This window comes from Aeromonas sp. R6-1 (assembly GCF_040908165.1).
Classification (GTDB): Bacteria; Pseudomonadota; Gammaproteobacteria; order Enterobacterales; family Aeromonadaceae; genus Aeromonas; species Aeromonas caviae.
In genome coordinates, this window is sequence record NZ_JBFODF010000021.1 from 61,329 (window position 1) to 75,335 (window position 14,007).

The 14,007-nt window shown below is 56.1% G+C and carries 12 protein-coding genes; 3 read left to right on the top strand and 9 right to left on the bottom strand.

Annotated elements, in window-relative coordinates; genetic code table 11:
* Window positions 1-202: 202 nt before the first annotated feature.
* The 7 genes from AB5Y68_RS04855 to AB5Y68_RS04885 all read right to left on the bottom strand — a co-directional run bounded on the left by AB5Y68_RS04855 (window position 203) and on the right by AB5Y68_RS04885 (window position 7,426).
* Window positions 203-2,293, bottom strand: coding sequence for a 6-hydroxymethylpterin diphosphokinase MptE-like protein (locus AB5Y68_RS04855; protein WP_039038663.1), 2,091 nt, complete (start codon window positions 2,291-2,293; stop codon window positions 203-205).
* A complete protein-coding gene (locus AB5Y68_RS04860) occupies window positions 2,293-2,619 on the bottom strand; it encodes a hypothetical protein (RefSeq protein ID WP_234703994.1) in 327 nt (108 codons plus the stop codon). The genes AB5Y68_RS04855 and AB5Y68_RS04860 overlap by 1 nt, the downstream gene beginning before the upstream one ends.
* Window positions 2,616-3,038 carry a flagellar export chaperone FliS gene (gene fliS / locus AB5Y68_RS04865; protein ID WP_039038662.1) on the bottom strand — a complete coding sequence of 141 codons (423 nt, stop codon included), beginning with the start codon at window positions 3,036-3,038 and terminating at the stop codon, window positions 2,616-2,618. Before fliS ends, AB5Y68_RS04860 begins: the two co-directional genes overlap by 4 nt.
* 25 nt (window positions 3,039-3,063) lie before the next feature.
* Window positions 3,064-4,458, bottom strand: coding sequence for a flagellar filament capping protein FliD (gene fliD, locus AB5Y68_RS04870; RefSeq protein ID WP_039038661.1), 1,395 nt, complete (start codon window positions 4,456-4,458; stop codon window positions 3,064-3,066).
* Window positions 4,459-4,491: 33 nt separating this feature from the next.
* Window positions 4,492-4,950 carry a flagellar protein FlaG gene (locus tag AB5Y68_RS04875; protein ID WP_234703993.1) on the bottom strand — a complete coding sequence of 153 codons (459 nt, stop codon included), beginning with the start codon at window positions 4,948-4,950 and terminating at the stop codon, window positions 4,492-4,494.
* Window positions 4,951-4,989: 39 nt separating this feature from the next.
* The gene (locus AB5Y68_RS04880) at window positions 4,990-5,892 is read right to left on the bottom strand and encodes a flagellin (RefSeq protein WP_039038660.1); all 903 of its coding nucleotides are present in this window, start codon (window positions 5,890-5,892) and stop codon (window positions 4,990-4,992) included.
* 628 nt (window positions 5,893-6,520) lie between these two features.
* Window positions 6,521-7,426 carry a flagellin gene (locus AB5Y68_RS04885; RefSeq protein ID WP_039038659.1) on the bottom strand — a complete coding sequence of 302 codons (906 nt, stop codon included), beginning with the start codon at window positions 7,424-7,426 and terminating at the stop codon, window positions 6,521-6,523.
* A 382-nt stretch (window positions 7,427-7,808) separates the two neighbouring features.
* On the opposite strand from AB5Y68_RS04885, the gene AB5Y68_RS04890 reads away from it, so the two are divergent.
* Window positions 7,809-8,441 (top strand): trimeric intracellular cation channel family protein, encoded by a 633-nt coding sequence (locus AB5Y68_RS04890; RefSeq protein ID WP_039038658.1) that lies wholly within the window; start codon window positions 7,809-7,811, stop codon window positions 8,439-8,441.
* Window positions 8,442-8,542: 101 nt separating this feature from the next.
* Window positions 8,543-8,935, top strand: coding sequence for a hypothetical protein (locus AB5Y68_RS04895; protein ID WP_039038657.1), 393 nt, complete (start codon window positions 8,543-8,545; stop codon window positions 8,933-8,935).
* A gap of 75 nt (window positions 8,936-9,010) precedes the next feature.
* Here the strand turns inward: AB5Y68_RS04895 and thiI are convergent, their stop codons facing one another.
* Window positions 9,011-10,459: a tRNA uracil 4-sulfurtransferase ThiI gene (thiI, locus tag AB5Y68_RS04900; RefSeq protein ID WP_039038656.1), complete on the bottom strand. Its 1,449-nt coding sequence runs from the start codon at window positions 10,457-10,459 to the stop codon at window positions 9,011-9,013.
* Between the two features lie 164 nt (window positions 10,460-10,623).
* On the opposite strand from thiI, the gene AB5Y68_RS04905 reads away from it, so the two are divergent.
* A complete protein-coding gene (locus AB5Y68_RS04905; RefSeq protein WP_039038655.1) occupies window positions 10,624-11,583 on the top strand; it encodes a hypothetical protein in 960 nt (319 codons plus the stop codon).
* Between the two features lie 88 nt (window positions 11,584-11,671).
* On the opposite strand, the gene pbpC is transcribed toward AB5Y68_RS04905, so the two are convergent.
* On the bottom strand, window positions 11,672-13,993 hold the full coding sequence (gene pbpC / locus AB5Y68_RS04910; protein ID WP_234703992.1) for a penicillin-binding protein 1C: 2,322 nt from the start codon (window positions 13,991-13,993) through the stop codon (window positions 11,672-11,674).
* Between the last annotated feature and the right edge of the window lie 14 nt (window positions 13,994-14,007).

The following is a 14,007-nucleotide window of genomic DNA, read 5'->3' on the forward strand; positions in this document are numbered from 1 at the left end:
GTCTGGTGAATATTATTATCATGCATACTGTTTTCTATGTTGTTATATTATTTAGGGCACCCTGATGTTCCATAACTTATCTCTTACTCTGAATACATGCCGTATAATAATTACGTAAATAAAATATGGCAACCAACTTTATGGTGATATAAATTCTTCTAATTTAGCATATAAAACTTTCAACATATCAACCTACAATAGCTCATTTTCTAAACAATCTCATTGTCTGGTGATCGTCAATCATGTCTACGCTATCGAGCGCTTGTGGATACATCTCCTTTGCCTTTGCCAAAAAATCAAGCCAGACACCAATAGCTGGCTGCATCAGCACGAGTGTTTCTTTTTCACCTTCAAAAGAATAGAGAATGGAGCTCAGCAAGGTAAATACATAATTCATCGAACCAATCATAACTTCTGCGATATGCTGCTGCCGGGTAGCGGCGATCTGAGAAAGATAGCCAAAATTGCGCAGCATCAGCTGATTTATCTCATTACGAGACGTAAATTCCTGTTGCCATTCGACCACCATTTTGTCAATGAAAATATTGAAGAACTCGATATCCAGCAATGGCTCGAAATTTTTCTTTGACAAGGGGATAGGTGCACAAAAGGTGCCGATTTCCCCAAGCAGAGCAGACTTATCAACCGGTATAGAGAGGCTTATATCTGCACTTGGAAAGGCCTTCGCCCTCTCTATCTTGGCGCCATCACTGCAATTAAAACAACTTACGTCTTCATTGGCAGCCAGCACCTGTTCAATCACCCGACGCGAGGTGTCAAACATGGCATTGCTGATAATAGCTCCACCAAAATTCCCCTCTCGCAGCCACTGATTACCACTATACATCAAATCACCTAATACCTCAGCATGATCTTTATTATTATAATATGAGCTGAGTTTGGAATGGTGGTGACCCTTGTGCTTATAGCCATTATCCAAACCGAACAGATACAGCGTTTTAAAACCAAGATGGATAGGAGCAGCAATACCAATATTCCCCACCAAGGGATTAATTCCACCAAGGGATACGTAAGAACCCACATGGGGAAAGTAATTATGGTAGAGTCTCACTCCCGGCTCGCTTGGTTTGAATAGAAACGCAGACATATTAAACAAAGTAGCGCAATCAGGATGAATTACATCTGCACTCAAAAAAAGAATATCTTGGAGATAATCAGGATCGTTTAAATTAACTAGAAAATCATAGACGATTTTCGTTCGTTCAATCGCAACGTAAATGTCTGGTTTAATCCCCACTTTGTGTAATGCGGAAATGGCACTACCACAAGCAACAAGAATAGCTCCATCCTTATTTTCTTTAATTATATCTATTGATTCATCTAAAGAAGGGCCATTCCCAATAATGAATACTGGAGTGTGCTTAAATCTGTTTGATAACTTCTTTCCCTTCTGTATAAATGGTACAGAGCGCTCAATATTAGTTACTGTGTGAGATAAGGAAATTATATTGTCATCAAAAAAACCCCATCCCATTACCAACAAATAATATTCCTGTTGTACTTTTTCTATCAGCTTTCTTATCTTTTCGTTCTGATAACCCCACATAACAAAAGCATTGGCGACTAAGAAGGAACCGCGGCTGTGAATGGCCGAGGCGAAGTCCTTGACGATGGTCTCTTCATCCTGTCCCAACAAGATCTGCAGTCCCAGATTCTCCTGATGCAGGTAATCGAGCAAGGGTGCCCAGTCAAAGCAGTACAGAGAGGCGTAAAAGAGATCCAGATCCGGCTCAAACAAGAAGAGGGTGCCAATCTTGCACCTTTCATAGAGATAACCAAGGTGGTACCCGAGACCGACGCCGAATATCAGGGCACTGGGCACCTCGCTGGGCACATGACCAAGCAAGGTTTCCTTCGCAGAAATGTCGTCAAGATAGGTATTCAGCTTGTTGAGGTACTCGACATGCATAAAGCCCAGGGGATTGGCCTCTTGACTAAAGGAGAACTTGGACAAAGTCCCCTTCTCCATGAACTCGGTCACCAGGGTCTCGCATATGAGGTAGGGCTCGGCCCCGTAAACGGCAACATCATCATCGAGCCACGCCAGATTGGGTTGACCATTTTCAGTGCAGAATAATTTGAACGGGCGGGCCGGTTGATATGCCTCATACATGTCGGCGATATGGGGAATATATCGACGAAATGCCGCCATATTCTGTGCAAAACGCAACGGCAGTGCGACCGCCATGGCCGCTTCCTGTTCGGCTTGCTGCTGTAGTCGCAGTGCCTCCTGTTCGGCTTTTGCCAAGGCCACATCCAAATTGACTGACATCAGAACTCCTTACTGTTCACGCGATAAGCTTGCCCAGCCTTGTTGGCTTTACCGACTTGAGCTAGCTGTTTGAATATGACCTGATGATGACTGGCAGCCAGGGCTTGCTGACGCGCGTCCTCAATGGCAATGGAGGCCGCCAGGGTGACGGCGAGCTGTCGCTGCATCGGCTCCACCCTAACCAGCTGTACCAAACTGCCTATCAGAGCCAGCCGCTCATCCATGCACAGAAGGGCCTCGTCATATTCTTTTTGTTCCAGCAGCGTTTCCATCAGGCTGACATTGTCCTGCAGCGCCGCTTCGAGGGCGGCGAGCGCGGCGCTCACAGCTCACCCAGCTGCTGGCGCATCTGAAAACCTTGCTGTTTTTCTGCCTCGGGCAGCTGATCCCAGGCGGATTTTATCGTCACCATCAGGTTCATGACCTCATCGAGGGGAGCAACATCTCGTGCCAGGCTGGCATCCCAGATCCGCTCATCCATATAGGCATAAAGGCCGTGCAGGTCTTCGGAGATGGCGCCCTGGCTCATGTCCAGCGCATCCTGCAACCCGTGAAGCAATCCTTGTGCCTTGGAGACGGCGAGGGACTTTGCCTCCATGTCTTGCCGTTCTATGGCGCCCTTGGCCTGTGCCAGGCGCTCGAGAAATCCCTGCATCATCAGCTGAATGACACGGTGCGGATCGGCAACTGCCAAATCAGCCGCTATGCTGGTTGCCTTATATGCTTTCAGATTACGGTGGTACATAAGATGAAACCTCGAAATATCACACTCAATTATCTTTTATTTGCAATGCAGACAGGGCGGATGCCGAGTTGTTCATTTTAACCAGCAGGGCATCCAGGCTGCCGTATTGGGCACGCAGCGCCGCTTCATATTTCACCAATTGCGCGTTGCTGGTCACTTCTTTCTGACTCAGGCTACGCAGATCCGCATTCAGGGTATCGGTACGTTGCGCCAGCATGCCCCCTGATTTGGTATATTCTTTGAGTCCCTTGCTCAGAGAGCCGGCAAGGCCCTTCTCGTTGCCAAACAGAGCGACGACCTGATCGAAGTTCTTGTCGACCGCTTCCCCGAATTTTTCTTTGTCTAGAGACAACTTGCCCTTGTTATCCATCTTGATGCCGATCTCGAAGATGGTCGAATAGGTCGAGCTGCTCTCCGAAGGGCTAACCACCAGATTGCTCATAAAGGTGTTGATGGCCCGCGTCGTGGAATCACCGGCCAAGGCACCACCGTCATCCTGTTTCACGCCCCCGACGAAGCTGCTGCGCTTGCCGAGCGTCCCTATCTTGTCCTGCAAGGCGTTGTAGCCATCGACGAACTGCTGCACCAGAGCCTGGATGGAGGTCTTGTCCGTCGTGATATCCACCTTGTTGGACTTGAGATCGCCATTGCTGTCCTTGTCCGATACCCGCAGCACCGTCAGCTTCAGATCCTGAATGGTGTCATCGAAGACATTGGTATCACTCTTGAGGACGTTGCCATCAACTACGATCTCGGCGCTGCTCGCCGGCTGAGTCTGACTCATGGCACTACCGGCGGCGCCGGTCGAAAAGATATCCAGCTCGGCGTTATCGCCCGTGATGGTCAGATCCTTGCCATCACCCGACACACCCGAGTCGATGATGAGTTTTGCCTTGCCATCCGCGGTGTTGACGATATTGACGCTAAGGCCGAAGTTGTCGCCATTGCTGTTGATGCTCTTGCGGATATCTTGCAGGGTATCCCCCGCTTTCACATCCACCTTGAATTCCTTGTCACCCGCCTTGAAGGTCAGCTGACCATCCTGGGTGATAAGCGGCGTGGTCGAACTGTCAAAGATCCCTTCCTGCCGACTCGTCTGTGCCAACTTATTGACGGTAATATTGTATTGCCCGTTGGAGCCGCCGCTTTTGCTCTCCATCTTCAGCACAGGATCATCTTTATTCTGCGTGATATTGATGGCCCGTTTGTTGAACGCTCCCGGGGCACTCAACTTGTCAAGGATGTCGGTGAAGGCAGAGATCGAGGACTTGAGCTGACCGATGCCAGACAAGGTGATCTGGGTACTGTTTTGCTTGGTGATGATCGGCTGCTGCAACTGGGCCTTTTTGGCGGCGACGCTCGCCGAGATCACACTTTCAAGATCGATGCCCGATCCTGCACCGGCGGAGGTAATCGCCATAACATGCTCCTGTCAATCAGCTTAAAAATACGTTCATACCTGGCCATCAAACAACAGACCCGAGAGGTTGACACTATCGCTCCCACCCTGTTCCATGGCCTGCAATCTCTTTTTCATCAAGAGAATTTCTTCACTCGGGATCTGGCGTATCACCTGCCTGGTATCGGCATCTAGCACCTTGATCACGGGTTGATCGAGCTCAGGCACCAGGCTGAAGTTGATGGTCCATCCCTTCACTCTGCTCAAGCTGTCCAATCTTTCTTGCAATTCTTGGGCCTGCTTCTCTAATTGCGCCTTATCCATGCGCGGAGCTGACGCCTTTACATGCGCTGGTGGTACCTGCGATACCTTGGCTGTCGGCTCGACACCCGCCTGTTCGACCACATCATCCCCGCCAGAAGGGGGGGGAGAAACAGACATGGCGGCCTGAGGGCCGCCATGTTGAGTTAGCGTCGAAGTAACAGAGGGCATGGCTATCGATTCATTGGCCATCAGCTGTTCCTTCTATCAGTAGTTGATGGAGGTTTCCACTTAGCCCAGCAACTGCAGGGCTGACTGCGGACGCTGATTGGCCTGGGCCAGGATGCTGGAGGCAGCCTGCTGCAGAATATTCTGCTTGGTCATGTTCGCAGTCTCGGTGGCAAAATCCGCATCGCGAATACGGGAACGGGCAGCCGAAACATTCTCGGAGATATTGGCCTGGTTGCGAATGGTGGAATCCAGACGGTTTTGCACCGCACCCAGTTCGGCGCGCTTGCCATCCACCACTTCCAGCATGGCATCAGTAGCAGCTAATACATCTTGAGCCTTAGTCTGACTGCTAATATCAATACCGCCCGCCCCACCACCAGTGAAAATGGTATTGGCAGCAATAGCAGTACCTATTACTGTTCCCATATTGATCGTTGTAGCTGCTGCCGCAATGCCAGAAATACTGAAACCATCCGTCTGATTGAGGCTAAAGCTAATCGTTTGGTTGGCATCAGCCCCCACCTGGAAACTACCGCTGTAGTTGCCATCCAACAGCTTGGTACCAGCAAAAGTTGTATCTTTCGAGATACGGTTGATCTCAGAACCCAGTTGGTTTACTTCTTTTTGCAAGGCGGCGCGATCTTTATCAGAGTTTGATCCGTTGGCGGACTGCTGGGCCAGGGTTCGCATACGCTGCAGCATACCGGTCACTTCATCCATAGCCCCTTCTGCAGTCTGCGCCAGGGAGATACCGTCGTTGGCGTTGCGGTTGCCCTGGTCCAGACCGTTGATTTGGGAGGTCAGACGGTTGGAGATCTGCAAACCCGCGGCATCATCTTTAGCGCTATTGATACGCAGGCCAGAAGCCAGACGAGTGTAGGAAGTATCCATCGACTTGCTGGTATTCATCAAATTACGCTGAGCGTTCAGTGATGAAGTATTGGTATTGATATACATGGCCATAAAAAATTTCTCCTGATGAACAAGAAACTGCGGGCCCTGCAGATGTCATAGACAACTAGGTTCCCACCGTTCAGATGGACAGCTTGAACGAGTCTGCCTCATCTGGCGGGCCCTCTGTTTGAACAGACACAGGACCCGCAGTTGCGCAAATGCTGGATTTCCGAACACCCCTCAATTTGCTTCATACTCTGTAACGGCATTCCCACCAGAAGCTTTAGGAAATTTATTGCCGCCTTCATAGATAAAGAGGCAAGAGCTCTCCGCTTACAAGAAAGTTGCTATAGAACGAAAGAGCATAGCCTCCTTTATGACACTGTTTAGTGCCGTAGCTATGTGTGAAATACCAAAACTGCAGAAAGTTGGCACAACCTGTGCTAAGTATGAAGTGACGTCGCTTCTCTGACGCCCATAAAAAAGGCCGACAATGTCGGCCAAAGAAGAGCTTACGCTCAGGAGAACAACCTCGAGGGTGACAGAGTGAACGATCTGCGCAACACTCGAGGGGTATACCAATAAGAGAACTTCTCTTTCGATAGAACAAGGCGTAAATCCGAACACCCCATTGTTCCATCTTGTTTACCAGGGCGGCCTGAACAACCGCCCTTTTCTTTTTCTCGGCTTCAGAACCTTAGTTCTGCAGCAGGGAGAGCGCAGACTGCGGACGCTGATTGGCCTGGGCCAGGATGCTGGAAGCCGCCTGTTGCAGAATGTTCTGCTTGGTCATGTTCGCAGTCTCGGTCGCGAAGTCCGCGTCACGGATACGGGAGCGGGCGGCGCTGACATTTTCCGAAATATTGGCCTGGTTGCGAATGGTGGAATCCAGACGGTTTTGCACCGCACCCAGTTCGGCGCGCTTGCCATCCACGACTTCCAGCATGGCATCAGTTGCAGCTAATACATCTTGAGCCTTAGTCTGGCTACTAATATCGATACCACCCGCCCCACCACCAGTAAAAATGGTGTTGGCAGCAATGGCCGTACCTATAACTGTTCCCATATTGATCGTTGTAGCTGCTGCCGCTATCCCCGAAATACTAAAACCGCCCGCCTGATTGAGACTAAAACCAATCGTTTGATTTGCATCCGCCCCAACTTGGAAAGTGCCGCTAAAAGAGCCATCGAGCAGCTTGGTACCTGCGAAGGTAGTGGAAGTAGAGATACGGTTGATCTCTGCCCCCAGCTGATTCACCTCTTTCTGCAGAGCCACACGGTCTTTGTCAGAGTTGGAACCGTTGGCGGATTGTTGAGCCAGGGTACGCATGCGTTGCAGCATACCGGTCACTTCATCCATCGCCCCTTCAGCAGTCTGAGCAAGGGAGATGCCGTCGTTGGCATTGCGGTTGCCCTGGTCCAGACCGTTGATCTGGGAGGTCAGACGGTTGGAGATCTGCAGACCCGCCGCATCGTCCTTGGCGCTGTTGATGCGCAGGCCGGAGGCCAGACGAGTGTAGGAGGTATCCAGAGATTTGGTGCTGTTCATCATGTTACGCTGAGCGTTGAGCGATGAAACGTTGGTATTGATATACAGACTCATGATTTTTCTCCTAAGCTATTAAAATTTAACTTTAATTCACTCAGGCTTTATTGTGTTTTGTGCCTGATATGTTTAGTTAACGGCGCCTTTTCACAAGACTTTAATTTCTTTTTTCTGCCTTTATGGCAGTAATCGCCGCCTAACCTATATATCGGCCTCTATTCCTCACCCTTGAGAAAAAAATCGGGATTTTTTGTCACCTGACAGCCCACCCCCCGGGCCATAGTGGCCACAGCCCGCATCAGACAAGGCGGGAGCGTGATCTGCACCCAGCCTTCAGAAACCGGCGCTGGCTCCCACTTTTGCACGCCAGCATTGCTCATCCCCACACCTTGCCCCTAAAATCGCCGCCCCATCATCTATTGGACGTGAGTTGTTCTCCATGCAGACACTGGTTGAGCAGATTGTTTACATCAGCGACATGTTTGGTACTGCGGTATTCGCGTTTTCGGGCGTACTGGTGGCCGGCCGTCTCAGGATGGACGGTTTCGGTGTCATGGTGCTGGCGGCGGTCACCGCCATCGGGGGTGGCACCATCCGCGACATGATCCTGGGAGCAACCCCCGTCTTCTGGGTGCGCGACCCCCTCTATATCTGGGTGGTCATTGCCACGGCGCTCATCGGCATGTGGATGGTCAAACTGCCCCGTCGCATGCCCTGGTACGTGCTGCCGGTGGCAGACGCCTTCGGGTTGGCGCTCTTTACCGTGATCGGTGCCCAGAAGGCCCTCAATTTCGGCACACCCGGGCTCATTGCGGTGATCATGGGCACCATGACGGGGGTTGCGGGCGGCATGATCCGTGACGTGCTGGCCCGGGAGGTGCCCATGGTGCTGCAAAAGGAGATCTACGCCACCGCCTGCATTCTGGGCGGCATCCTCTATACCTTGTCGCTGGAGGTCGGGGTAGACAGGGTCAGCGCCATGCTCATCAGCATGCTCGGGGTGTTTGGTCTGCGGGTGGCGGCCATCTACTGGCACCTCTCCCTGCCCACCTTCTCGCTGCAGCGCAACTGAGAAGCCTCAGAGTGGGCGAGATCCCATCCCGGCAGGGACAAGATTGAACCAAGTCGGCTTTTCTGTTGTCATACAGGGGTCGTTTCAAGCCGGAAAACCTCATGCAAAAACTTGGGCTCATTACCACGCTTGTTCTGATGATGGTGGCAGCGGCTCATGCGGGGGCGCAGGCCCTGTTCGGGCGTCTGGCATCCACCCCGGTGCAGCAGTTCAACCAGCAGATCCGTCAGGCGAGCAGCAGTCAGCAAGGCTGGGTCAACGACTATCGCGAAGTGGCTCGCCGCTTCGTCGGCCATAAAGATGTACCCACCCGTATCCATGCTCAACAGCTGGACAACGATCTGGTGCTCTCGGTGGCCCTTGATGGCCAGCGTAGCGACATGCTCTACATCCTGACCCTGTTTCGCAGCAACAACCTGTGGCAGATGCGTCAGGCCGAGATGGGCTGGCGCTGTCAGGGTCAGGAAACCTTCACCCCGGTCCCCTGCCCCTGAGCGTCTACCTTCATCCGAGTGAAATAAAAAATCCGGCGCCTTGGCCGGATTTTTTATACGCGTCTTGCCGTCACATCACGGACGGTAGACCTTGACGTTGGCAAAGCCCTTCTCTTTCAGGTAAAGCGCCTGCAGTTTGCTCATCACGCCACGATCGCAATAGAGCAGGTAGGTCTTCTCTTTCGGCAGGTCACCAAAGGCGGTGGCCAGCTTGAAGAAGGGGATATGCATGATCTCGCGCCCTTCCACCACCAGCGGCTTGTCGTCATGCTCCTCCATGGAGCGAATGTCCAGGATCACCTCGTCGTCACCGCTCTCGGCGGTGGTCTCCACCTCCTGCACCTCGGCGGCGGTCTCTTCACCGATGCGACGAATGTCGAGGTAACGGGCCTCGGCCACCACCTTGTCCAGAATGGCAAAGTCGAAGTTCTCCTCTTCCGCCTCGATGCGGGAGAGCTCGGCCTTCACGGTCGGCTTCTTGGAAATCACGCCGCAATACTCCGGCATGGTCTCCGCGAACTCCAGGGTACCGATGCGGCGGGCTTCGCTGATGATGTCCGGCTTGTCCCAGGTGATGAGCGGGCGCAGGATCACCTTGTCGGTCACCCGGTCGATGACGTTCAGGTTGGTGAGGGTCTGGCTGGAAACCTGGCCCACGCACTCGCCGGTTACCAGGGCCGGGATCTGGAACTCGTCGGCCACCTTGGCAGCGGCACGCATCATCATCCGCTTGAGCACCACCCCCATCTGGCCGTTGTCGATCTTCTCGAGGATCTCGGCCACCACGGGCTCGAAGTCCACCGCGGTGAAGCGCACCCGGTGGGAGGAGCCGAAACGGTTCCACAGGTGATAGGCCACCTGCTTGACGCCGATCTCGTGAGCCGCCCCACCCAGATTGAAGAAGCAGTAGTGCACCCGGCAGCCGCGCTTGATGAACTGGAAGGAGGCGACACCCGAGTCAAACCCGCCGGAGAGCAAGCTCAGCACATCTTCCTGGGTGGCGATGGGCATGCCACTCAACCCCTGGTGGATGGCGCTGACGATGAAGAGCTCCTCGCCATCGATCTCGAGGTTTATCTTCACATCCGGGTTCTTGAGGCGCACGCCGTTGCTCACGCAGTGCTGGTTCAGACCGCCGCCCACGTAGCGTTCAATCTCCAACGAGGAGAATTCGTGCTTGCCGTGGCGCTTGGCACGCACGCAGAAGGTCTTGCCCTCGAGCTGATCACCCCAGACGGCTTTCACCTGCTCGAAGATGTCGTGCAGGTCCGTAAACTTGCTGGCCTGCACCTCGAGGAAGGCCTGAATGCCGGGGATGCAGGCCAGGGCTTCGATGGCCTGCTCGCGGAACTGGTCATTGCGGGAGCTCACGATCAGCTTGTCCCAATCCATCCGTACCCGGGCATCGTCGTCGAAGCGGCGCAGGACATTGCGGATATTGCCCTGCAGGATCTTGATGAAGCGCTGGCGAACCGACTTGCTCTTGATGGTGATTTCAGGGAACAGCTTGATAATGAACTTCATGGTAATGACTCGGGTGGCCTTGATTTAAGGGCGCGAATTATATCAGAACTTTGTGACCAGCGCCTACTGCATGAGCGGCCGCTCACATTCCCCCACGCAAAGTTTGCCGCATCCGGGCAATCATGCGTATATTCCCACCCCTGCATCCTGGCAACACAGCATCCATGAAAACCCATATCTACTACCCCGGCATGGAGGTACGCGACGAGCTCTGGCTCAAGTTTGCCCTGCTCTATCTGGAGCGGCTCGCCTTCGTCTTCACCGTCAGTGAAAAGAGCGGTCTCACCGCCCTGCTGGAGACCCTGCGCCAGCAAACCGACCTGCTGGCCGAGCCGCCACAACCCGCCTTCTTCGCCCATATCACGCCCCAGGTGGAGAGCCAGATTGCCGGCCTGGTCGCCCCCGATTTTGTCCGCCACAAGGTGTTTGGCAACAGGGAGCTCATCGCCCGCTGGCGTTCAGCCCCCAACCACGACTGCTTCTGCCCGGCCCAGGCGGGACTGGAGCGGCTACACGGGTTTTGTCTGACCCACGGCTTTGCGACGCAGGATGAAGGGGGGATCAGAATGGCGCGCCGCTTTGCCAACCTGCTCTCCATGCGCCTCGCCCGTGAGTGGGCACTCGCCAATGACGGGGCGCTGATTACCGATCACGACTATCTCGACCGCCTGCTCCACCTGCTCGAATCTCGCTACCACAATCGCGGCGGTCAGGATTGCTTCCACCTCGAGATCCCGCTGCAAGTGCCCACTCACCTGGCCGACATCCCGTTGGCAGAGCTCATTGCCCTGCGGGGGCGAAGCGGCTTTCGTCAGCAGCTCGCCGAGTTCCATCAGGCCCTCGATGCCCTGCTCGCCATGCTGGGCAGCGGCTACGCCGAACCCGCCGTGTTGACCCGCTTCGAGCAGGCCCAGCAGGGGTTCACACCCTTGCTGGGACCCGAGACCGTCACCCTGCCGCTCACCACGCTCGTCAGTACTGGCTTACCGGCCATGGCGATGATCCACCACCTCAAGGGGAGTCACCCACAGAGCGACCTGGTGTTTCATCCCATCAAGAAGAGCCACTTCCACCAGCGCAAGAGCCGGCATTTCTTCACCCGGCTGGGGCAGGTCAAGCCCTGACTCCCCGCCTCTGCCGGGGAATCGACAATCAACTGACGGCATCGGGACCATCACCGATGCCGTCAATATTCTGGCGCTCACCACGCCCTCAGGAAGGGTTTTCCAGCCGAAACTCGATGCGATCGCTGTTTCCCGCCTCATCCACCACCACCAGTTGATAGCGGCCCGCCTTGCTCACTACTTGATCCCCGTCCCAGCGCAGCCGCTGGCCGTTGAGAAACCAGGCCGGCTTGCCGACACCGCCCAGCACCCTGGGCTGCAACCGATAGCGCTGACTGCGGATAAGGTTGCCCTCCCCCAGTGCCAGGATGCGGATGGGGGCCTGCTGCTCGGCGCTCTGCCCCTCCCCCGCACAGCCCCTGGCAAGCAGCGCCTGACGCCGCTCGCCCGGTGAGCGCCATGGCTCCAGCGACAGCGGCCAGAGCGCTCTAAAAGCGGATTGTGCCGCATCGTGGCAGCGGGTCAGCGTCGGCTTGCCGTCGACAGTGAGCGCAATCTGGCGCAGCGGCGAGGGCCAATCCATGGGATCCGGCAAGGTGGGAGGGTCGCGCCCTTCCAGCAGCCAGGCGCTCTGATGCTGCAAACAGGCCTCAGGCAGGGTCCTGCTCGTCTTGCGCCCCAGGGGCCAGCAGATCTCCGCTTCGCTCACCGTGTTGGGTTGTGCTGGCAGGGAGCTGTTGTCGGCCAGCCGCGAATAGACCGAGAGCAGCAGCGGCACTGCCGCGCTCTGGCCGTAAAAACCGGGCATGGGGGTGCCATCGGGGCGCCCCAGCCAGACGCCGATGGTCCAGCGACCGGAGACCCCCATCGCCCAGCTGTCGCGATAGCCATAGCTGGTGCCGGTCTTCCAAGCCAGCCGGTTGACCCGGCCTGTCGCCTCGCTGGCAAAGGGTTGGTCCGCCCGTCCCTGCGCGCTCAATATTTGCCAGATGATCCAGGCCGCTCCCGGGCTCAGCAAGGGGCGCGACACCGCCTGCTGCCCCGCCAGCCAGACCGGCATCGCCACCTGCCCCTGCCGGGTCAGTGCGCTGTAGAGCGCCACCAACTGCTCGAGCCGAATGCCCGCTGCCCCGAGCGCAATGGCCGGATTGGGCTTGTCGGAAAGCGCCAGCCTCACCCCGGCGTTGTCGAGGCGGCTGACCAGTTTGTCGGCCCCGAGCGCCTCCAGCACCTGCACCGCCGGCACGTTGAGGGATTGCTGTAGCGCCTGGGCCAGCGTCACCGGCCCCTGAAAGGCGCCGGAGAAGTTGGCGGGTCTATAGTCCGAGCCCAGCCTTGGCGCATCGGAGAGCAGGGAGGCCGAGTGCACCAACCCCTCGTCCATGGCCAGACCGTAGATGAAGGGCTTGAGGGTGGAGCCGGGAGAGCGGATCGCCTGCACCATGTCGAGGTAACCGTGGCGGCGCAGATTGCCATACTCGGCGCTGCCCACATAGGCGCGCACCGCCATGGTTTTGTTGTCGACCAGGAGCAACGCCGCTGAGGTCTGCTCGGGGAAGCGGCGGATATAGCTCGCCACCCGCCCTTCCAGCCAACGCTGCAGATCGCCGTCGATGGTGGTATGCACCAGGGCCCCGGCCTGATGGTCGGCGGCGAGACGGGCAAAGAGCGGCGCCTCCATCGGCGTGAAGTGACCGCGGGCCAGCACAGGCTCGATGCGTCCCTCCAGCCAAACCTGTTCTGGCCAGACCCCCTGCGCCACCAGCCGCTGCATCACCTTGTCGCGAGCCGCGCGAGCCCGTTCGGGATGCCGGTCCGGCCGGTTGCGGCTGGGGGCCTGAGGCAGCACCGCCAAGAGCGCCGCCTCGGCATGGGTCAGCTTGGCCGCGCTCTTGCCGAGATAGGCAAAACTTGCCGCCTGTACCCCCTCCAGATTGCCGCCAAAGGGCGCCCGGTTGAGGTAGACGGTGAGCAGGGTGCGCTTGTCATAGTGCCACTCCAGCTGCAGCGCGCGCGCCATCTGGCGCAGCTTGCCGGGCACGCTCCTGTGGTAAGGCTCGATAAGGCGGGCCACCTGCATGGTGAGGGTCGAGCCCCCCGACACGGCCCGCCCATGGCGCAACCACTGCCAGACCCCGCGCACCATGGCCACCGGATTGACCCCGGGATGGCGCCAGAAATGGCGATCCTCGTAGCCGAGCAGCGCCTCGATATAGCGGGGGGAAACCTGCTCCAGGGTCACGGGGTAACGCCACACGCCGCTGGTATCGGCAAAGGCGCGCAGCGGCCGCCCCTTCATGTCGAGCACCACCCGCGCATAGGCCGGGTCGAGTGGCGGCGGCGGGAAAATCCGATCCAGCGCCAGCAATGACAGGAGCAGTGCTACAACGCCCAGCACCGAAAAGCGCAGCCAACGTGGCAGGCCACCAAGCCAACGCAAGCAAGCGTGGCCAGTGCGACCCAATTTCAACCAGCCACGCTGCC